At 70.9% G+C, this 19,623-nt stretch carries 15 protein-coding genes and 1 pseudogene; 12 read left to right on the forward strand and 4 right to left on the reverse strand.

Features of this window, described 5'->3' with window-relative positions; all coding sequences use genetic code 11:
* The 3 genes and pseudogenes from AR3_RS31110 to AR3_RS14395 form a co-directional block, all read left to right on the forward strand.
* Window positions 1-244, forward strand: a pseudogene (locus AR3_RS31110) (plectin); the annotation flags it as partial.
* Between the two features lie 249 nt (window positions 245-493).
* On the forward strand, window positions 494-1,123 hold the full coding sequence (locus AR3_RS14390; RefSeq protein WP_067914408.1) for a maleylpyruvate isomerase N-terminal domain-containing protein: 630 nt from the start codon (window positions 494-496) through the stop codon (window positions 1,121-1,123).
* A 191-nt stretch (window positions 1,124-1,314) separates the two neighbouring features.
* The gene (locus tag AR3_RS14395) at window positions 1,315-2,706 is read left to right on the forward strand and encodes an MFS transporter (protein WP_067914411.1); all 1,392 of its coding nucleotides are present in this window, start codon (window positions 1,315-1,317) and stop codon (window positions 2,704-2,706) included.
* A gap of 117 nt (window positions 2,707-2,823) precedes the next feature.
* Here AR3_RS14395 and AR3_RS14400 read toward each other — a convergent pair whose 3' ends face one another.
* Window positions 2,824-3,066, reverse strand: a complete 243-nt coding sequence (locus tag AR3_RS14400; RefSeq protein WP_067914414.1) for a metallothionein — start codon at window positions 3,064-3,066, stop codon at window positions 2,824-2,826.
* Between the two features lie 57 nt (window positions 3,067-3,123).
* Window positions 3,124-3,645 (reverse strand): NUDIX domain-containing protein, encoded by a 522-nt coding sequence (locus AR3_RS14405; RefSeq protein WP_067914416.1) that lies wholly within the window; start codon window positions 3,643-3,645, stop codon window positions 3,124-3,126.
* A gap of 297 nt (window positions 3,646-3,942) precedes the next feature.
* Here AR3_RS14405 and AR3_RS14410 point away from each other — a divergent pair, with 297 nt between their 5' ends.
* The 9 genes from AR3_RS14410 to AR3_RS14450 all read left to right on the forward strand — a co-directional run bounded on the left by AR3_RS14410 (window position 3,943) and on the right by AR3_RS14450 (window position 17,844).
* On the forward strand, window positions 3,943-6,153 hold the full coding sequence (locus tag AR3_RS14410; protein ID WP_083951498.1) for a molybdopterin oxidoreductase family protein: 2,211 nt from the start codon (window positions 3,943-3,945) through the stop codon (window positions 6,151-6,153).
* Window positions 6,150-7,649 (forward strand): FAD-dependent oxidoreductase, encoded by a 1,500-nt coding sequence (locus AR3_RS14415; RefSeq protein WP_067914419.1) that lies wholly within the window; start codon window positions 6,150-6,152, stop codon window positions 7,647-7,649. The genes AR3_RS14410 and AR3_RS14415 overlap by 4 nt, the downstream gene beginning before the upstream one ends.
* Window positions 7,650-7,876: 227 nt before the next feature.
* Entirely contained in the window at window positions 7,877-10,432 is a 2,556-nt protein-coding gene (nirB, locus tag AR3_RS14420) for a nitrite reductase large subunit NirB (RefSeq protein ID WP_067914422.1), read from the forward strand.
* Complete coding sequence (gene nirD / locus AR3_RS14425) at window positions 10,429-10,824, forward strand: nitrite reductase small subunit NirD (protein WP_067914425.1); 396 nt, start codon at window positions 10,429-10,431, stop codon at window positions 10,822-10,824. Before nirB ends, nirD begins: the two co-directional genes overlap by 4 nt.
* Complete coding sequence (locus AR3_RS14430; protein ID WP_067914428.1) at window positions 10,808-11,983, forward strand: uroporphyrinogen-III synthase; 1,176 nt, start codon at window positions 10,808-10,810, stop codon at window positions 11,981-11,983. Before nirD ends, AR3_RS14430 begins: the two co-directional genes overlap by 17 nt.
* Window positions 11,983-12,693 carry a sirohydrochlorin chelatase gene (locus AR3_RS14435; RefSeq protein ID WP_067914431.1) on the forward strand — a complete coding sequence of 237 codons (711 nt, stop codon included), beginning with the start codon at window positions 11,983-11,985 and terminating at the stop codon, window positions 12,691-12,693. The genes AR3_RS14430 and AR3_RS14435 overlap by 1 nt, the downstream gene beginning before the upstream one ends.
* A gap of 844 nt (window positions 12,694-13,537) precedes the next feature.
* A complete protein-coding gene (locus AR3_RS14440; protein ID WP_083951499.1) occupies window positions 13,538-14,707 on the forward strand; it encodes an rRNA adenine N-6-methyltransferase family protein in 1,170 nt (389 codons plus the stop codon).
* A 353-nt stretch (window positions 14,708-15,060) separates the two neighbouring features.
* Window positions 15,061-16,263, forward strand: a complete 1,203-nt coding sequence (locus AR3_RS29635; RefSeq protein WP_083951500.1) for a pentapeptide repeat-containing protein — start codon at window positions 15,061-15,063, stop codon at window positions 16,261-16,263.
* Between the two features lie 345 nt (window positions 16,264-16,608).
* Window positions 16,609-17,844, forward strand: coding sequence for a pentapeptide repeat-containing protein (locus tag AR3_RS14450; RefSeq protein ID WP_169803836.1), 1,236 nt, complete (start codon window positions 16,609-16,611; stop codon window positions 17,842-17,844).
* Window positions 17,845-18,263: 419 nt separating this feature from the next.
* Here the strand turns inward: AR3_RS14450 and AR3_RS14455 are convergent, their stop codons facing one another.
* Together AR3_RS14455 and AR3_RS14460 are read right to left on the reverse strand one after the other, a co-directional pair.
* Window positions 18,264-18,689: a DUF3592 domain-containing protein gene (locus AR3_RS14455; protein ID WP_067914439.1), complete on the reverse strand. Its 426-nt coding sequence runs from the start codon at window positions 18,687-18,689 to the stop codon at window positions 18,264-18,266.
* Between the two features lie 154 nt (window positions 18,690-18,843).
* Entirely contained in the window at window positions 18,844-19,614 is a 771-nt protein-coding gene (locus tag AR3_RS14460) for a methyltransferase domain-containing protein (protein WP_067914442.1), read from the reverse strand.
* Window positions 19,615-19,623: the final 9 nt, after the last annotated feature.

Consider the following 19,623-nt stretch of genomic DNA (forward strand, 5'->3'; position numbering starts at 1 on the left):
GTTCGACAAGGCGCTCACCGAGGTGCTGCTGGCCGCCGAGGCCGCCGAGCGGGTCGCCATGGGCCCCCGGGTGTACGTGTCCGACGGCGCGGACGCCAAGGCCCGCCGCGCCGCCGAGATCGCGCGCCGCGAGGCCAAGGCCAAGCCGGCCGTGCGGCCCTGGACCGACGAGGTCGACCGGCTGCGCACGGCGCGCGAGGCGCACCGGCTCGGGTTTCGCACCCGGCCCGGCGTGGCGGCCTGACGCGGGCCCGGGGAGGCCGGGCACCGGGGCGGAGGGCTGACGGGGCGGACGACACGGCGCCGCCGAGTTGGCACCGGCCGCCCGAGTTCTGAGAACGTAGCCCCTCGAAGAGTTCCGGGACGCTCCGCGCCCCCGCGCCGCGGGGGCGCCGGCGACGCGTCCCGGCGAGGGGTTCGCACGCACGGGCAGCACACCGGTTCGGCGCATCGGCCGACCAGCGAAGGTGCTTCGACCACGGGGGGAAGTCACGTGGAGCGCACGCCGCCTGACCGTCAGCGCGTCCTGGAGTCCTACCGGGACGGGGTCCAGGCGATCCGCGCGCTGGCCGAGCGGGTGGAGGACTGGACCGCCCCCACCCCGTGCACCGAGTGGCAGATCATCGACCTGGCCGGCCATCTGCGCTGCGTGGCCGAGAACTATCTGGAGTACCTGCAGGATTCCCCGGACAGCCGGCTGGCCAAGCTGTTCGCCCGGGACGCGGCGGCCCCGGTGCTGATCCGCCAGCTGGCCCGCCAGAACGCCGCGGAGCTGGCCGCGCTGCCGCCCGAGCCCGGCCCGGACCGGATCATGGCGTTCACCGTGTCGGCCGGGGCGTACGCCGACCTGATGCCCGACATGTGGGACCGCACCCACCTGGTCTACCGGGGCACCAAGTACACCGTGGGCGACCACGCGGGCGTCGCGTGCGTGGAATGGCACCTGCACGCCTGGGACCTGGCCCGCGCGATCGGGGTCGACTACCGGCCGCGCGACCCCGAGCTGCTGGTGTCGGCCTGGCACTGGGGCGTGCCGCACCTGCCGCTGTCCTCCGGCGACGCGTGGGAGTCGGTGCTGCGCTCGTCGGGGCGTTCGCCGTCGTGGCCCGACACCGACGCGTGAGCCGCTGAGCAGGCGTTTCACCGGCGAGGGGCGCGCCCCTTCTCTCACACGGCGGCGCCGTGCGTGTGCGCCGGATGTAGCACCACGGGCACATGACGCGCCGTCCCGCGTAACCCGCCGTCCCTAACGTCGCGGTGTCCGCAGGAACGCCCGGCATCGCCGCCGGCCGCCATGACACCGAAGGAGACGCCATGACGGCGCTGACCGACGACGCAGCCCCGCGGGCGGGGGCCAGGCCCCGGGGCGGTCGCTGGATCGACCACTGGGACCCCGACGACGACCGGTTCTGGGCCGCGACCGGGCGCCGGGTGGCGGCCCGCAACCTGGTGTTCTCGATCTTCACCGAGCATCTGGGCTTCTGCGTGTGGCTGCTGTGGAGCATCGCCGTGCTCCACCTCGCCGACAACGGGGTGCGCCTGTCGGTGGGCCAGGCCCTGTGGCTGACGACGCTGCCCAACCTGGTGGGGGCCGCGATGCGCATCCCCTACACCTTCGCCCCGGCGCGTTTCGGCGGCCGCAACTGGACGGTGGTCAGCGCGCTGCTGCTGCTCGTCCCGTGCGGGCTGTTCGTCTACGCGATCGAGAACCCCGACCTGCCGTTCTGGGCGCTGCTGCTGATCGCGGCGACCACCGGCCTGGGAGGCGGCAACTTCGCCTCCTCCATGGCCAACATCACCCACTTCTACCCGGCCCGGCGGCAGGGCCTGCCGCTCGGCCTGAACGCCGCCGGCGGCAACCTGGGCACCAGCGTGACCCAGCTCGCCATGCCCCCGCTGATCGTCGCGTTCGGGCTGGCCGCGGTGGGCTGGGTGTGGATGCCGTTCATCCTGCTGGCCGCCGCGTGCGCCTACTTCTTCATGGACAACCTGACCCGGGCGTCCTCGCCGTACACGCCGCGCGAGATGGCCGCCGGCGCCAGGGACGGGCAGACGATCGTCATGTCGGTGCTGTACATCGGCACCTTCGGGTCGTTCATCGGCTACTCGTTCAGCTTCGGGGTGCTGATCGAGAACTCGTTCCCCGACGTCGCCGCGTCCCGCTTCGTCTGGCTGGGCGCCTTCGCCGGGTCGCTGGCGCGCCCCCTCGGCGGCTGGCTGGCGGACCGGTTCGGCGGGGCCCGGGTCACCATGGTCGACTTCCTGCTGATGGGGCTGGGCGTCGCGGCGGTGGCCGCGGCGGTGCGGGCGGGGAGCTGGCCGACGTTCCTGGCGGCGTTCCTGTTCGTGTTCGTCGCCACCGGCGTCGGCAACGGCTCCACCTACCGGATGATCCCGGCGATCTTCCGGGTGCGGGAGCTGGCCGAGGCGGACCGCGGCGACTCCGCGGCCGCCGAGCGGGCGCTCGCCCGCGCCCGGCGCGCCTCGGCGGCCGCCATCGGCCTCATCTCGGCGGTGGGCGCCGTCGGCGGCGTGCTGATCCAGCAGACCTTCCGGATCTCCATCGAGCAGACCCGGGGGATCGCGCCGGCGCTGGTGAGCCTGGCCGCGTTCTACGGGGTGTGCGTCGCGCTGACCTGGTTCTGCTACCTGCGGAAGGTGCGGGTGGGGCAGGTCCGGATGAGCCTGGCGGAGGCCGGCGTGTGAGGGGGCGGGTCGGTCGCCGTCCGTGCGGGGGCGGCGGCCGGCCTGCACGCGCGGCGGCCGCAGTGCGTGTGACGCACGCACTGCGGCGCGTCGCCTTCCGCGTCGGGACCGGGCGGGTCAGGCGTGGTCGGCGACCAGTTCGGCGCTGCTCGGGTCGGCGGAGCGGGCGCAGTGCGCGCAGCAGTACCAGCGTCGGCCGACCTCGACGCCGTGGCCGAGGATGCGGCACTGGCAGTGCTCGCAGATCGGCGCCATCTTGGTGATCGCGCATTCGAACGAGTCGAAGACGTGCACGGCGCCCTGGGCGTGCACCTCGAAACTCAGCGCGTAGTCGTTCCCGCACACTTCGCAGGCTGCCATCGGCGCTCCCCCCGATCTCTGGTCGGTCGCCTGCCACCTACCCGGTCGCGGGCGCTTCTATCCCGGCCCGCCGGGGCGGGGGGCGGAGGCCAGGGGAGCGGAGCCGTAGCCGGGCTCGCGGCCGTCCTCCAGGTAGACGGCGCGGTGCTCGACGAGACCGCGCAGGCTGGGCTCCATGCGGCGGGAGACGTGCGGCGGGGCGAGTTCGGGCACCTTCTCCGGCGCCACCAGCACGTGGTCGGACAGCTCGTCGGGGGGCAGCCGGATCGCGGCGATCTCGGCGGCGGTCAGCGACCCGGCGAACACGAAGACGTTGACCGCGTCCACGCCGTCGCGGGGCGGCCCCCAGTCCACGCAGACCAGGCCGTCCAGCCGCGGGACCAGGCCCAGCTCCTCCTCGCACTCGCGCACGCACGCGGCCAGGGGCGACTCGCCCGCCTCGATCACTCCGCCGGGCAGGAACCAACCCTCCTTGTAGGTGGGCTTGACCAGCAGCACCCGCCCGAGGTCGTCGAGCAGCAATGCGGCGGCGGCGCCGCGGGTGCGCGGCAGGGAGGCGTAATACGCAAGGTCGGGCATGCTCCGAGGTTAGGCGCGTCCGCCGCGACGTGATCGGGTCGGCCCGGCGGGCGGGGACGGTTCCTGCCGCGGAGGCGGCGCGGCGCCGCCGATCCGTGCGACGGCCGCGCCGTCGGCGACGAAAGAGCCTCAACTCGCCTCTGACAACGCTTGACATGTGTGCGTCGGAGACCGTCCGTGCGGCGGCCCGGCCGTACGCGTTCTGACGTCGATGATCCACGGTGGGTGAGCCCCTTTTAACAGCGGGGTCACACGCGGGACGCCGCCGCGAAACCGGGCCCGAACAGCCTCGGACACATGACCGACACCCCCACCCACTGCCCTTACTGCGCGCTGCAGTGCGGCATGACCCTGGGCGGCGCCTCGGCCGCCCCGGGCCCGGGCCGCCGCCGCAGGCCGGCGCTGCGGGTGACGCCGCGCGAGGACGTCCCGGCCAACCAGGGCGGCCTGTGCCAGAAGGGCTGGACGTCAGCCGAACTGCTGACGGTGCCGGACCGGCTGACCACCCCGCTGATGCGCGCCCGTCGCGGCGCGCCGCTGGAGCCGTGCGCCTGGGACCGGGCCCTGGACCGGATCGCCGCCGAGGTGCGGCGGCTGCGGGACGCGCACGGCCACGACGCCGTCGCGGTCTTCGGGGGCGGCGGCCTGACCAACGAGAAGGCCTACCAGGTGGGGAAGTTCGCCAGGATCGCGCTGCGCACCTCCCAGATCGACTACAACGGCCGGTTCTGCATGTCGTCGGCGGCGGCCGCCGTCGGCCGGGCGTTCGGCCTGGACCGCGGCCTGCCGGGCCCGATCACCGACCTGGCGCGGGCCGACGCGATCCTGCTGGCGGGCGGCAACGTGGCCGAGACGATGCCGCCGTTCATGCGGCACGTCTCCGCGATGCGCAGCGCGGGCGGCGCGTTCGTCGTGGTCGACCCGCGCCGCACCGCGACCGCCCGGCAGGCCGACCTGCACCTGCAGCCCGCGCCCGGCACCGACCTGGCCCTGGCCAACGGCATGCTCCACCTGGCGCTCACCGAGGGCCTGGTCGACGAGGAGTACATCGCCGCCCGCACCAGCGGGTTCGCCGCGGTGCGCACCGTCGTCAACGCCTACTGGCCCGCCCGGGTCGAGCGCATCACCGGCGTCCCGGTGCCGCACATGCGCGAGGCGGTGCGGCTGCTGGCCCGCGGCCGCAGGTCCTACGTGCTGACGGCGCGCGGCGCCGAGCAGCACGCCCGCGGCGTGGACACGGTCACCGCGTTCATCAACCTCGCGCTGGCCCTCGGCCTGCCCGGACGCGAAGGGGCCGGCTACGGCTGCCTGACCGGGCAGGGCAACGGGCAGGGCGGACGCGAGCACGGGCAGAAGGCCGACCAGCTGCCCGGCTACCGCGGAATCGACGACCCCGCCGCCCGCGCGCACGTCGCCGGGGTGTGGGGCGTCGACCCCGCCGTGCTGCCGGGGCCGGGACGGTCGGCCTACGAGCTGCTGTCGGCGCTGGGCGCCGCGGACGGGCCGAAGATGCTGCTGCTGTTCGGGTCCAATCCGGTGGTGTCGGCGCCGCGGTCGGCAGCGGTGGAGGAGCGGCTGGACGCCCTGGACTTCCTGGTCGCGGCCGACTTCGTGCTGTCGGAGACCGCGGCCCGCGCCGACGTGGTGCTGCCGACGGCGCAGTGGGCCGAGGAGTCGGGCACGATGACCAACCTGGAGGGCCGGGTGCTGCGGCGCCGCCGGGCCGTGCCGCCGCCTCCCGGCGTGCGCACCGACCTGGAGATCATCGCGGCGCTGGCCCGGCGGCTGGACGCCCCGGGCGCGTGGAGCGCCGATCCCGCCGAGGTGTTCGACGAGCTGCGCGCCGCCAGCGCGGGCGGCCCCGCCGACTACTCGGGCATCACCTACGAGCGCATCGAGCGGGAGGGCGGGGTGTTCTGGCCGTGCCCGTCGCCGGACCACCCGGGAACGCCGCGTCCGTTCCTGGACCGCTTCGCCACCCCGGACGGCCGTGCCCGCTTCATCCCAGTCGAGCACACGGGCGCGGCGGAGGACGTCGACGCCGAGTACCCCGTCCGCCTGACGACGGGCCGGGTGCTGGCCCAGTACCAGAGCGGCGCGCAGACGCGGCGGGTGCGGCCGCTGGCCGAGGCGGCGCCCGAACCGTTCGTGGAGATCCACCCCGACCTGGCGGGCCGGCTGGGCATCGACGACGGCGCGGACGTGCGGGTCACCAGCCGGCGCGGCGCCGCGACCGTGCGGGCGCGGCTGACCGACGAGATCCGGCACGACACGGTGTTCATGCCGTTCCACTGGGCGGGGGAGGGGCGGGCGAACCTGCTGACCAATCCGGCCCTGGACCCCGTGTCCCGGATGCCGGAGTTCAAGGTGTGCGCGGTGCGGCTGGAACCGGTGGCCGCGTCCGGACGGCCGCCCGGGGACGGCGCGGCGGCCGGGCCGGACGCGGACCGCGCGAGCGTGATCGACGAGCCGGGCGCGGCCCGGGAACCGAGCGGAGCGAGCAGATGAGCCGATCCTCCACCGACGGCGGGGAGCGCGCGGCGGCCGCGGGCATCGTGGTCGTCGGCAACGGGATGGCCGGGGCGCGGCTGGTCAGCGAGATCCGGGCGCGGGACCGGCGGGTGGCGCTGACGGTGTTCGGCGCCGAGCCGCAGCAGCCCTACAACCGGGTGCTGCTGTCCGACGTGCTGGCCGGGGCGACCGGGCCCGACCAGATCGGGCTGGTAGACCCGGCCTGGTACGACGCCAACGACGTCGACGCCCGGCTGGGCGTGGAGGTGGTACGCGTCGACCGGGACGCCAAGCGGGTGCACGCCTCCGACGGAACCGTCACCCCCTACGACACGCTGGTGCTCGCGACGGGGAGCACGGCGTTCGTCCCGCCGATCCCGGGCACCGAGCACGGGCTGCCCGGCGGGGTGGTGGCGTTCCGCACCCTGGAGGACTGCCGGGCGATCCTCGCCGCGGCCGACGGCGCCCGCCACGCGGTGGTCGTCGGCGGCGGGCTGCTGGGCATCGAGGCCGCGCGCGGGCTGGCCGGGCGCGGCCTGCACGTCACGGTGGTGCATCTGGCCGGGCACCTGATGGAACGCCAACTGGACCAGGGAGCCGGCGCCGTCCTGGCGCGCACCCTCGGCCGCCTCGGCATCCGCACCCTCCTGGGCACGAGCGCCAAGGCACTGCGCACCGGCACCGGCGCCGGGGACGCCAGGCGCGTGACGGCGGTCGAGCTGGAGACGGGCGAACGGCTGCCGGCCGACGTGGTGGTGCTGGCGTGCGGGGTCCGACCTGAAGTACGGCTGGCGCGCGCGGCGGGCCTGAAGGTGGACCGGGGCGTCGTCGTGGACGAGACGCTGCGGTCGGTGACCGACCCGGACGTCCGCGCGATCGGGGAGTGCTCGCAGTACGGCGACACCGTGTACGGGCTGGTGGCGCCGGCGTGGGAGCAGGCGACGGTGCTGGCCGACCTGCTCACCGGCGCCGACGCCGCCGCGCGGTTCACCGGCGCGCGGCAGATCACCCGGCTCAAGGCCGCCGGCGTGGACCTGGTGGCGATGGGGGAGACGCACCACGGCGACGACGACCCCCAGGTGGAGGTGATGCGGTTCGCCGACGCCAGCCGCGGAACCTACAAGAAGGTCGCGATCCGCGACGGCCGCCTCGTCGGCGCGATCCTGCTGGGGGAGACCGGCACCGCGGGCACGCTCACCCAGCTGTACGACCGGTCGGGCCCGCTGCCGTCGGACCGGCTGAGCCTGTTGTTCCCCGGTATGGGCGGGGCGCAGGCCGCGGACTCGCCGGTGCGCATGCCGGACGCGGCGACGGTATGCCACTGCAACAACGTCTCCAAACGGCAAATCCGCGTGTGCTGGGAGAATGGCGCGCGCACCGCCGACGAGGTCGCGCGGCGGACCCGCGCGAGCACCGGATGCGGCGGCTGCCGCGACGCCCTGGAGGGCCTTGTGGCCTGGCTGGACGAGCAGGACTCGGTGACCGTCGGATGACCCCGCCGCGTCCGTCCCCAGGGGGCCGGGACGGACGCCGCCGAGGGCGAACGGAGCGAAATCCCGCCGCGGCGACGGCGGGATTTCGCGTTTTCGCGACCTCCACGGAAATTCCTCCGCCGACCATTGCGAGATGACCTCCATTCGATTTCGGCGTGAGCGTCTTTTAACACGCCGGTGACAGACGGGACGCAACCGCGAAACGACCCCTGCTGAGGATCAGCAGCATGACCGGCGCAGGAGAAGACGGGCACAAGAGGTTGGTCGTCGTCGGGCACGGGCCCAGCGGGCACCGGCTGGTCGAGGCGCTCCGCGAACGCGACCGCGCGGGCGCCTGGCGGATCACGGTGATCGGCGAGGAGAGGCGGCCCGCGTACGACCGGGTCGCGCTGACCTCCTACCTGACGGAGGACGCCGACCTCGCCTACCCCGCCCACGACGACGGCGTGACGCTGCTGACCGGAGACCCGGTCGTCGCGATCGACCGGCGCGCGCGCACGGTGCGCACCGCCGCCGGGCGCGACGTCCCCTACGACGCGCTGGTGCTGGCCACCGGGTCGGCGCCGTTCGTGCCGCCGGTGGACGGCCGCGACCTGCCGGGCGTCTTCGTCTACCGCACCATCGACGACCTGGACGCGCTCCGCGCCCACTGTACTGACCTTACAACGTCAAGGCCGCAGGTCGGAGGCATCGTCGTCGGCGGTGGCCTGCTCGGCCTGGAAGCGGCCCGCGCGCTGCAGGGCCTCGGCGTCGACACGCACGTGGTCGAGGTCGCCCCCTGGCTGATGCCGCGCCAGCTCGACGAAGGCGGCGGGGCGATGCTGCGCCGCCACATCGAGGCGCTCGGCATCACGGTGCACGCCGGGACGCCCCTGACGCGCCTGGAGGCGGGGGAGGACGGCGGCGTCGCACGCGTCGTCCTGGCGGACGGGACCGGCATCGACGCCGGAGTGGTGGTGTTCTCCGCCGGGATCCGCCCGCGCGACGAGCTCGCCCGCGGCTGCGGTCTGCCGGTCGGCGAGCGCGGCGGCATCGTCGTGGACGACACCTGCCGCACCGAGGACCCCGCGATCTGGGCGATCGGCGAGTGCGCCCTGGTGAACGGCCAGGTCTACGGTCTGGTCGCACCGTGCTTCAGCATGGCCGAGGTGGCCGCCGACCACCTGCTGGCCGCCGCCGCGGGACACGACAGCCCGGCCCGGTTCACCGGCGCCGACCTGTCCACCCAGCTCAAGCTCATGGGCGTCGACGTGGCCAGCTTCGGCGACCCGTTCGCCGGCCCCGATCAGGGCGCCCTGGACGTCACCTACACCGACCCGGTCGCCGGGATCTACAAGAGGCTCGTCGTCAGCGACGACGCGCGGACCCTGCTCGGCGGGGTGCTGGTCGGCGACGCGTCCGCCTATCCCGCGCTGCGCGCCCGCGTCGGCGCCGAACTGCCCGGCACGCCCGAGCAGGCGCTGTTCGGCGGCACCGCGGCGCCGGACGGCGACCTGCCCGGCGCCACCCGGATCTGCAACTGCAACAACGTCACCGCCGACGCGCTCCGCTGCGCGATCCGCGACGACGGACTGACCGACCTGGCGGAGGTCAAGCGCCGCACCAAGGCCGGCGCGACCTGCGGCAGCTGCGTCCCCCTGGTCAAGAAGATCCTGGACGCCGAGCTCGCCGCCGCCGGCATCGAGGTCGGCAAGGCGCTGTGCGAGCACTTCGACCACAGCCGCGCCGAGCTGTTCGACATCGTGCGGGTCCGCGGCATCACCACGTTCACCGAACTGATCACCGAGCACGGGCGGGGCCGCGGCTGCGACATCTGCAAGCCGGCGGTGGCGTCCATCCTGGCCAGCCTCGGCCGCGGGCACATCCTGGACGGCGAGCAGGCCGCGCTGCAGGACACCAACGACCACTTCCTGGCCAACCTGCAGAAGAACGGCACCTACTCGGTGGTCCCGCGGATCCCCGGCGGGGAGATCACCCCCGAGAAGCTCATCGTCATCGGCGAGGTCGCCCGCGACTTCGGCCTCTACACCAAGATCACCGGAGGGCAGCGGATCGACCTGTTCGGCGCCCGGGTGGAGCAGCTCCCGCGCATCTGGAAGCGGCTGGTCGACGCCGGCTTCGAATCCGGGCACGCCTACGGCAAGGCGCTGCGCACCGTCAAATCGTGCGTCGGATCGACCTGGTGCCGCTACGGCGTGCGCGACTCGGTCGGCATGGCGATCCGGCTGGAACTGCGCTACCGCGGCCTGCGCGCCCCGCACAAGCTCAAGGCGGCGGTCTCGGGCTGCGCGCGCGAGTGCGCCGAAGCGCAGAGCAAGGACTTCGGCGTCATCGCCACCGACAAAGGCTGGAACCTGTACGTGTGCGGCAACGGCGGGATGCGGCCCCGGCACGCCGACCTGCTCGCGTCCGACCTGGACGACGAACGACTGGTCCGGCTCATCGACCGGTTCCTGATGTTCTACATCCGCACCGCCGACCGGCTGCAGCGCACCGCGAGCTGGCTCGAGGCCCTGGACGGCGGCCTGGACTACCTGCGCGAAGTCATCGTCGACGACCGGCTCGGCATCTGCGCCGAGCTGGAGGCGGCGATGGAGCGCCACGTCGGCTCCTACACCGACGAGTGGCGGGCGACCCTGGAGGACCCCGACAAGCTCCGCCGGTTCGTGTCCTTCGTCAACGCGCCCGACGTCCCCGACCCCAGCATCGTCTTCGAGTCCGAACGCGACCAGATCAAACCGGTCCTCGTGGCCGGCCCGCGACTGGAGGTGGCGAGACGATGACCACGACGACCCTCCGCCCCACCGGACCCGCCCCCCGCGACGGCGGCGCCCGCTGGCACCCGGTGTGCCCCTACGACGACCTGATCCCCGAACGCGGCGCGTGCGCGCTCATCGACGGCGTCCAGGTGGCGATCTTCCGCACGTTCGACGGAGAGCTGTACGCGCTGTCCAACCTGGACCCCTTCTCCGGCGCGCACGTCATCTCCCGCGGCATCCTCGGCACCCGCGGCGGCGTGCCGACCGTGGCGTCCCCCATGTACAAGGAGGTCTTCGACCTGCGCACCGGCACGTGCTTGGACGACCCCCAGGTGGCGCTGCCCACCTTCCCGATCCGCCGGGATCCGGCGACCGGCCTCGTGGAGGTGGCCCTGACTCATGAGCACCGACAGTGAGCCGCTGGCGGGTTTCGCCGTCGGGGTGACGGCCGCCCGGCGCCACGAGGAGCTGGCCACGCTGCTGGAGCGGCGCGGCGCGCGCGTGGTGCACGCCCCGGCGATCCGCCTGATCCCGCTGTCGGACGACGCGCGGCTGCTGGAGGCCACCGGCGACTGCGTCAAGGCGCCCGTCGACTACGCCGTGGTCACCACCGGGATCGGCTTCCGCGCCTGGCTGGAGGCGGCCGACGGGTGGGGGATGCGCGACGCCCTCATCGAGCGGCTCGCCCCGGCGGCCATCCTGGCGCGCGGCCCCAAGGCGCGCGGCGCGATCCGTTCGGCAGGCCTGCAAGAATCGTGGTCCCCGGAGTCGGAGAGCTGCGCGGAGGTGCTGAAGTACCTGCTGCGCGAAGACCTCGTCGGCAAGCGGGTGGCGGTGCAGCTGTACGGGGAGGAGCTGCCGGAGTTCTCCGCCGCGCTGCGCGCCGCCGGGGCCGAGGTGATCGAGATCCCGGTGTACCGCTGGTCGCGCATCGACGACCCGACGCCGCTGCGCCGGCTGGTGGGCCAGGCGGTGGCCGGCACCGTCGACGCGATCACCTTCACCAGCGCCCCGGCGGTCTCGGCGACCCTGGCCGTGGCTGCCGAGGACGGCCTGGAGGAACCGCTCCTGGAGGCGCTGCGCGCCGACGTGGTGGCCGCGTGCGTGGGACCGGTGACCGCGCAGCAGCTCACCGAGCGCGGGGTGCCGACCGTGCAGCCGGAACGCGCCCGCATCGGCGCCCTGGTGCGGGCGCTGGTGACGGACCTGCCGCGGCGACGCGCGCGCCTCATCCACGTGCGCGGCTGCACGCTGGAACTGCGGGGACACGCGGTGGTGCTGGACGGCCAGCTGCGTCCGATCGCGCCGGCGCCGATGGCGATCCTGCGGGCGCTGGCGCGACGCCCCGGCCACGTGGTCTCCCGGGCAGAACTGAGCGGCGTGCTGCCGGGCCGCCTGGTCATGGGGGTGTCGGGCAACGGACGGGAGGCGCGTCCCCAGGCCGACGAGCACGCGGTGGAGATGGCCGTCGCTCGCCTGCGGCGGGGTCTGGGCCGCTCGGGCATCGTGGAGACCGTGGTCAAGCGCGGCTATCGGCTGGCGTGCGACCCGGTCCGCGTGGAGATGAGCGGCTGATGCGCGATGTGCCGACACTGCTGGCGGTGGCGCACGGCACGCGCGACCCGGCCGGCCCGCGAACGATTCGGGCGCTGCTGCAGCGAGTGCGAGCACTGCGCCCGTGGCTGCCGCTCGCCGAGGCCTACGCCGAGATCGCCGACCCGGTGCTGGAGGACACCGCCCGCACCTTGGAAGGGCCGGCCGTGGTGGTGCCGCTGATGCTGGCCCGCGGCTACCACGCCCTGATCGACGTCCCCGGCCGGGTGGAGCGCGTCCTCGGGGACGCGATCATGGCCGCCCCCTTGGGCCCGCACGGCATGCTCGCGTCCGCGCTGGCGGCCCGCCTGGGCACCGATACGATGCCGGGCCGGGATCACGCCGTAGTGCTGGGCGCCGCGGGCTCGTCCGACCCGGCGGGCGTGAGCGACGTACGCGCGGCCGCCCGCCTGCTGTCGCGGCGATTGCGCAGACCGGTGCCCTACGGCTTCGTCGCCGCAGGCGGCCCCGTCCTAGCCGACGTGGTGGCCGAGCAACGCGCCCAGGGCGCCGCTCGCGTAACGGTGGCGTCATACCTCCTGGCACCAGGGTTCTTCTACGACCGCATGACGGCCTCAGGCGCCGACCAGGTGTCCCCGCCACTCGGCGCCCACGACGCCGTGGCACGCCTGGTCCTCCGCCGCTACGACGAGGCCCGCCTACGCCTCTCCGGAGCCGTCCCCGTAGCCTGACCCGCCCACCAACGTCCACGCCCGCCCACCGGGCTACGCTCCCCCAAGCGTGCCGTCGTCCCGTTCTCAAGGCCCATCTTCGCGGCACGCGATCGGGGACCGTGCCGACGCGGGGCCGCAGCGCGACGCCGGACCGGCGCCCCAAGAGGGTCCGGCGCCGAAGCCGCGGTGTACCTACGCAGTCGAGCGGTAGTGGAGCCGATACCGGTTGATTAGAGGCCGCCCGTCGGCCTCGCGGCATCGACGTGCAACAGCCGTCCGCCTCGATGGCGTTCAAAGCATGCGGGCGGTCCAGTGGCTTGAAGGAGCACGTAGAACACAGGCGTCCATTCGGACGCACAGAGAACGGCGAACTGGTCGAACTCCTTTCCCAGGGAAACCATCGACATGCGCCGCCTGCCTGGCCGTGCTCCGGGTGCTGGCCGACGTCGCGCTCACCCGCCTTGCCGACTGCTGCAGGTCATCGACTTGGCTGCCCGACGCCTGCAGCTGACGACGGACTGAAGTCCGAGAGAGACCTTGAAGGGCCGTCATCGTCACGGTTGTCGGCACGGAAGCCATGTGGAACCGCGGGGCCGGTACGCCGATGCACATCGGCGTTCGAAAGTCGTCTCGGGCAGGAGAGACGGCGACGCAACTGTGAGGTCGGGCTGCCCTGCCCGCAACCCCCTCATTCACCGCACCGCACACCAACGATCTTCAACCGTGGGTAGCTTTCCGTGCACGGAGGTGAGATATGGGGAAGCACGGCGACTCGGCCAACCCGAAGGACGGGAAGTTGACCAAGCAGCAGTCGGACGGCACGTCCGGCTCCCAACACGGATCCGGCAAGGAGAAGTGAAGCGTGACCGTCCAACCGGCCCTCGGCGACCTGTTCGCCCGACTCGACGCGGCCGGTGCGCTGCCTCCGGCGTGGCGGGACGCGTTCCACGACACGCCGCGGCACGCGTTCATCCCCGACGACATCTGGGTGGAGACCGCCGGCGGCTGGCGGCGCCTGTCCCGGACCGCCGACCCCGACACCTGGTCACGGCTCGTCAACGCCGACGGATACGTCGTGACGCAGGTCGATGACGGTCACCCCGCTGACCCGGACCACGGCGAATACTCCACCAGCAGCGCCAGCCAACCCAGCCTCGTGCTGGCCATGCTCGACCAACTGCAGGTCGAACCCGGCATGCGCGTGCTGGAGATCGGCACCGGAACCGGCTACAACGCCGCGCTCCTCGCGGCGCGGCTCGGTGTCGACAACGTCACCACCGTAGAGGTCGACCCGCAGCTCGCGGGCCGCGCTCGTGAGGCGCTGGTTCGCGTGGGACGTCCGGTGCCGGTCATCACCGGCGACGGCACCGCCGGGTACCCGCCGCACGCCCCCTACGACCGGATCATCGCCACCGCGGCCACGCGACGGATCCCCCGCGCCTGGATCGAGCAGACCCGGCCGGGCGGCGTCATCCTCACGCCTTGGGGCAACGCCTACCACAACGACGCCCTGCTGCGCCTCACGGTGAACGGCGACGGAACCGCCACAGGACCGTTCACTGGCCGCGCCCCGTTCATGTGGCTCCGTCACGACCGGGTGCTGCTCGGCACGCTGCGCGACTACGTCCATACCGGCGACATCCCCGACACGTCCACCACCCGCGTCGACCCGCGCGACATGTTCGGGCAGCCGGACGTCGACTTCGCGGTCGCCATACGGGTGCCGGGAGTGTCCTGGCACCGTTTCGACGCACCCGACGGGTCAGAGGAGTTCACCGTCTGGCTCGTGCACGTCGACGCCGACGCCGCGGAACGATCGTGGGCGTCGGTCGACTATGAGGGCGGCACCGTCCACCATGTCGAACAGTTCGGGCCGCGGCGCCTGTTCGACGAGGTCGCAGCCGCGTACGAGGAGTGGACACGTCTGGGCCGCCCCGCCTTCACCCGTCACGGGGTCACCGTCCATGCGGACGGGCGGCACACCGTGTGGCTGGACACGCCCTCAGGACCGTGCCGACCGCTGCCCGCCTGACCCTTCTTCTACCGCCCGCAACCGAGCCATTTGTTGTCACGATCGGTACCGTCACCTTACACGTTTGTCCAACAGTTGCCCACCGGGTGTGTGTCCGCCTCGCACCGCCAACAACGTAAGCAAGGCTGATCCGCCCGATCGTGCAGTTGGCCGTCCAGTTCTGCAGCCAGGCAACTCGCCTCTGGCCTGCAGAGATACACCGTTGACCGCCAACCGGATTGTGGGCGGGAATTGTAGAGACCTGTCCGCACCTACCGAGCTGCCCCCACGCGGTCGATCCGATATGCCAGTTCCGGACATGCACACTGCGCCCATCAGTACCGCAACGTAGCGGATTGCGCTGTGATGCAAACATGCGGAAACCGAAGTCGAACCAGCCCTCCCGGCGGTGGCTGCCGAACATGGTGTTCGCGGTTCTCATGCTGCTGGTTGGCAGCGGGGTGGTTCTGCTGCTATGGCGGGGGCCATGGTGGTTTGACGGCAAATACCTCGAAGGAGCTGACTACAAGTCTGCGGCCGGGCATATGATCAGCAGCTTCCGCGCCTCTGTAACTCAGCTCCTGCTCGGGTTGGGTGGCGTGGTCGCGCTCTGGTTCACCTGGCGCAACTATCGGCTCTCCCGTCGAGGTCAGGTTACGGACCGGTTTATCAAAGCCCTGGAGCGCTTGGGATCGTCGGAGATGTATGTTCGCTATGGTGGGGTCCTAGCCCTTGAGCAGATTGTGCAGGATGCGCCCGACCAGGCCACCCACGCCACCCAGGTCCTCGTCGTGTTCGTCCGGGACCGCGCCCCCAATTGCCGCCGCCCCGACCAGGAGCCCTCTCTTGAGCGCCGCCCGCCCCTGCCGTACGAGCCGGAAGCCGACGTGCAGGCTGCGCTCACCGCACTCACCCGAACCGCCTCGCGTCGACACGTCGACCGCACTGCGGCGCCCCTAGATCTCAGCTATAGGCATCTGGCGGGCGCTAGTCTGCGTGGCGCCGACGTGCGTGACGCCATTTTGGAAGGCGCAAACCTCAGTGGCGCCACTCTATGGTACGCAGACTTGCGTGAGGCTATTCTGAAAGACGCGGACCTGAGTTACGCTCGTCTAAATGGTGCGCTCTTGTATAAGGGAAATTTGCGATGTGCAAACCTGAGTAACGCTGCACTCCCAGAAGCGGTCCTGATTGAGGCCAGTCTGATAGGCGCAGATCTGCGTAAAGCCGTCCTAGTAGACGCGATTATGGTCATGGCTGCAGTGGGTGGTGCCAAGCTGCGTGGTGCAAGGCTGTCGGGTGCCAATTTGATACACGCGGACTTGTATGGCGCTGACCTGATGTGCGCAGATTTGCGTGACGCCAATCTGATGTGCGCAGATTTGCGTGACGCCAATCTGAAAGATGCGAATCTGGCTGGCGCGAAAATCAAGGATGCGGACTTGAGTCGGGTGCGTTGGCTCACGGTAGAACAAGTAGTAGCGGCACGGCCAGGGGTGACGACCAAGTTGCCATCAGAAGTTGCGTCTGACCCTCGGGTGGTCGAACGTATAAAACAGGTAGAAGGTGAAAAATAAGCGCAATAGCGATGACGGCATTGACGAATACTCAACGTGGAGTAGTCAAGCGGAAGTTTGGGCTCCGCAGAGCCTTCCCGTATTGGTCCAGCTTCTGTCGACTGCCAACCAAGCTGTGGGACGTAAGGACTGTCCCGTATCGCTTTATTGTACTTGTATGTCTTTCCAATTGTGTATCGCCTAGAGGGATTTGGTCGGGGGCGCGTACCAGCCTGTCCACCTGTCGCATGGCCTGCATTCGACAACCCCACACGCTCACGGTGGTTGGTCCGATATGCCGGCCCCGGTCGCGCAGCAGGCTGCGTGTAATGTCGCGGACTGCGTTGTGAAGCGAATATGCCGAACATGAAGTCTGGCCGTTCCCTGCGGGGATGGCTGTCGAACATGACGTTTGTGGTTCTCGTGCTACTCGTTGGCACCGGGGTGGTTCTGCTGCTATGGCGGGGCCCCTGGTGGTTTGACGGCAAGTATCTCAAGGGGGTCGACAACCAGTCGACGGTTGGGCCGCTGATCGCCAGTTTTCGCCATGCCGTCACCCAGCTCCTGCTCGGGTTGGGTGGCGTGGTCGCGCTCTGGTTCACCTGGCGCAACTATCGGCTCTCCCGTCGAGGTCAGGTTACGGACCGGTTTATCAAAGCCCTGGAGCGCTTGGGATCGTCGGAGATGTATGTTCGCTATGGTGGGGTCCTAGCCCTTGAGCAGATTGTGCAGGATGCGCCCGACCAGGCCACCCACGCCACCCAAGTTCTCGTCGCGTTCGTCCGGGATCGCGCCCCGGATTGCCGCAGTTCTGACGAGGCCTCCCGTGAACGTCGCCAGTCTCTGTCAGACGAGCCGGAAGCCGACGTGCAGGCTGCGCTCACCGCACTCACCCGAACCGCCTCGCGTCGACACGTCGACCGCATTGCGGCGCCCCTAGACCTGAGCTATAGGTATCTGGCCGGCGCCAGACTTGACAACGCTGACATGCGTGACGCCGTTTTGGAAGGCGCCAAGCTGAGTGGCGCAAGTCTGTGGTATGCAGACCTCCGTGACGCCACTCTGGACGACGCGGACCTGAGTGGTGCCGATTTGGAAGGCGCGAACCTGATTGACGCTGTTCTGCTAGGGGTGAATCTGAGTAACGCCGTACTGGTGGAAGCGATCCTGATTGAGGCCAGGCTGATAAGTGCAGACCTGCGTAACGCCAAACTAATGAACGCAATCCTGGGTGGCGCCATGCTGGCACGTGCCAAGCTGTGTGGCGCTAATCTGCGTGGTGCGGACCTGAGTAACGCCTTTATGGAATTTGCGGACTTGAGTAATGCCAATCTCCAAAACGTAGACTTGCGTGAATCCTGGCTGGAGAGCGCATGTCTGCGCCACGCCAACCTGAAAGGTGCGAACTTGCGCAGTTCCTCGCTGGAAGATACGGACCTGACAGGCGCAAACCTCAAGGATGCGGACCTGAGTCGAGTGCGTTGGCTTACGGTAAAGCAAGTAGTAGCGGCGCGGCCAGGTGTGACAACCAAGTTGCCATCAGAAGTTGCGTCTGACCCTCGGGTAGTCGAACGTATCAAACAGGTAGAGGGTGAACAATAATCGCAATGTCCATAGCGGTATGGACGAATGCTCAACGTGGAGCAGGTCAGCGGAAGTTTGGGTTCCGCAGTGCTGGCTTGTACTAGTCCGAGACCTGAGCTGCAGTCTCCGCAAGAATGGGTATCCGTGACCGGTCGAGATGACGCGACAAGGTGACAATCGGTTTCTCTGGCTTCATCGATTGTGCCAACTTCTCGGTTGCGGTATGGTGAAATTATTTCACCGCAGAAAAATCCTCCAGAGAACTTTCGTGCTCGTAGCGCAGTGTCGGTCTGTTCCCCCTACACTTCGCCGTGCCACTCCGCGATCGTGGTGAGGTTCCGTAAGGTTCCGGTCATTGGTGTACTGTCTGTGTCGATTGGCTCCGTCCAGCTTGCATGTCCAGCATGGCGGCGCGAATGCGTCTATAGTGAGATGCCTCATCTGAGTAGTACGGTCAGCCCGTATGTTGCGAAGGCGGCGAATGCTGTGCCGGCCACGAAGCACAGCGTCCACGCTCCCATGCCGCTGCGCCACCAGCCCGCCAGGAAGACATCCTGCGGGTTCGCGGGGTTGTAGCAGACGGTGACGCGTTGTCCGGGGTGCGCACCGGGAGATCTGTCGCCATGACGGCTGGGTGCCTGCACGCTCGTGCCGTTCGACGTGCGGAACCGGACGACGGGGTGGTAGCTGCTCCCGTCGCCGTACCAGTCCTGGCGCACGTCCACGACCTCGCCCTCCGCGCGATGGAAACGGCGCAGATCGCGGAGGATCTGTCCCAGCTCTCGCACGGCCCATGTGGCCGTCAACACACCCACCAGCAGCAGCCCGAGCGAGACGACCCAGGGGACCAGCGACACAGACACGCCACCAGAATGCCCGACGGTCGATCGCCCCTTCCCACTGACGCAGGCTCAGACCAGCAGCAGACGCGCGAGCGTCCCCACGATCATGCATGGCCTTCACGGGATTCTTTCGGGTTCTCCCTTTCGCTTCGTGTGTTGGGCCGCGGCATCCAGCTCAGGGCTTCCCGTCTGGTGTCTGGTGGTGAAGTCGCTGGGTCAGCGCAGGCAAGGCCTCTCCGCCTGGGGCGTTGTGTGCAGTCCACCATGCGTGGGCTTCTTCGACCTGCTGCCAGAGGTCGGTCGGGCCGCCGTGCTCGACCGTGGCGGGGGCTGTGGTGGTGACGGTGGCCCAGGAGGCGTCCGGGGTGACGATCTGGGCGCCGTCCGGGCGGGGGAACACGGTGATGCCGGGCAGGCGCTGCCAGATCAGCAGGGACAGGCCGGGGGTGCGCAGGGCGGCGCCGCCGACCGGGCTGGTGCGGGTGCGCACGACCGACGTGTCGATGGGCGCGGCCTCGGGAATGCCGGGCCGGTCCACCTCCCGGCGCGTCGACATGAACCCCCACGTCGCCGGGATCAACGGCCCGCCGGCGGTCCCGTCCCCGGTGACGGTGAGGCGGGCGAGCGCCCCGGCCCAGGTCATGCCGCGGGGCCGGACGTCGGCCAGGATCACCCCGCCCACGCGGGTCTGCTCCACCCACGCATACGGCACGCGTTCGGTCGCCACGGTCGCCAGAACCCGGTCGAACGGGGCGTGGGCGGGGTCCCCGAGCAGCCCGTCGCCGGTGATGACGGCGGGCCGGTAGCCGGCGTCGGCGAGGCGGCGCCGGGCGGCCTCGGTCAGCTCCGGGTCGATGTCGACGGTGCTGACGTGCTGCGAGCCGAGCCGTTCGCACAGCGGCGCGGCGGTGTACCCGGTGCCGGTGCCGATCTCCAGCACGTTCATGCCGTCGTG

The organism is Actinomadura rubrobrunea NBRC 15275 (assembly GCF_001552235.1).
GTDB classification, from domain to species: domain Bacteria; phylum Actinomycetota; class Actinomycetes; order Streptosporangiales; family Streptosporangiaceae; genus Spirillospora; species Spirillospora viridilutea.

Excerpts from the sequence above, each read along its gene's own strand:
- AR3_RS14450 (WP_169803836.1), top strand. The coding sequence starts at position 16,609 with ATGAAGTCTGGCCGTTCCCTGCGGGGATGGCTGTCGAACATGACGTTT.
- AR3_RS14405 (WP_067914416.1), bottom strand. The coding sequence starts at position 3,645 with ATGCCCGACCTTGCGTATTACGCCTCCCTGCCGCGCACCCGCGGCGCC.
- AR3_RS14415 (WP_067914419.1), top strand. The coding sequence starts at position 6,150 with ATGAGCCGATCCTCCACCGACGGCGGGGAGCGCGCGGCGGCCGCGGGC.
- AR3_RS14430 (WP_067914428.1), top strand. The coding sequence starts at position 10,808 with ATGAGCACCGACAGTGAGCCGCTGGCGGGTTTCGCCGTCGGGGTGACG.
- AR3_RS14410 (WP_083951498.1), top strand. The coding sequence starts at position 3,943 with ATGACCGACACCCCCACCCACTGCCCTTACTGCGCGCTGCAGTGCGGC.
- AR3_RS14460 (WP_067914442.1), bottom strand. The coding sequence starts at position 19,614 with ATGAACGTGCTGGAGATCGGCACCGGCACCGGGTACACCGCCGCGCCG.
- AR3_RS14400 (WP_067914414.1), bottom strand. The coding sequence starts at position 3,066 with ATGGCAGCCTGCGAAGTGTGCGGGAACGACTACGCGCTGAGTTTCGAG.
- AR3_RS29635 (WP_083951500.1), top strand. The coding sequence starts at position 15,061 with ATGCGGAAACCGAAGTCGAACCAGCCCTCCCGGCGGTGGCTGCCGAAC.
- AR3_RS14435 (WP_067914431.1), top strand. The coding sequence starts at position 11,983 with ATGCGCGATGTGCCGACACTGCTGGCGGTGGCGCACGGCACGCGCGAC.
- nirD (WP_067914425.1), top strand. The coding sequence starts at position 10,429 with ATGACCACGACGACCCTCCGCCCCACCGGACCCGCCCCCCGCGACGGC.
- nirB (WP_067914422.1), top strand. The coding sequence starts at position 7,877 with ATGACCGGCGCAGGAGAAGACGGGCACAAGAGGTTGGTCGTCGTCGGG.
- AR3_RS14395 (WP_067914411.1), top strand. The coding sequence starts at position 1,315 with ATGACGGCGCTGACCGACGACGCAGCCCCGCGGGCGGGGGCCAGGCCC.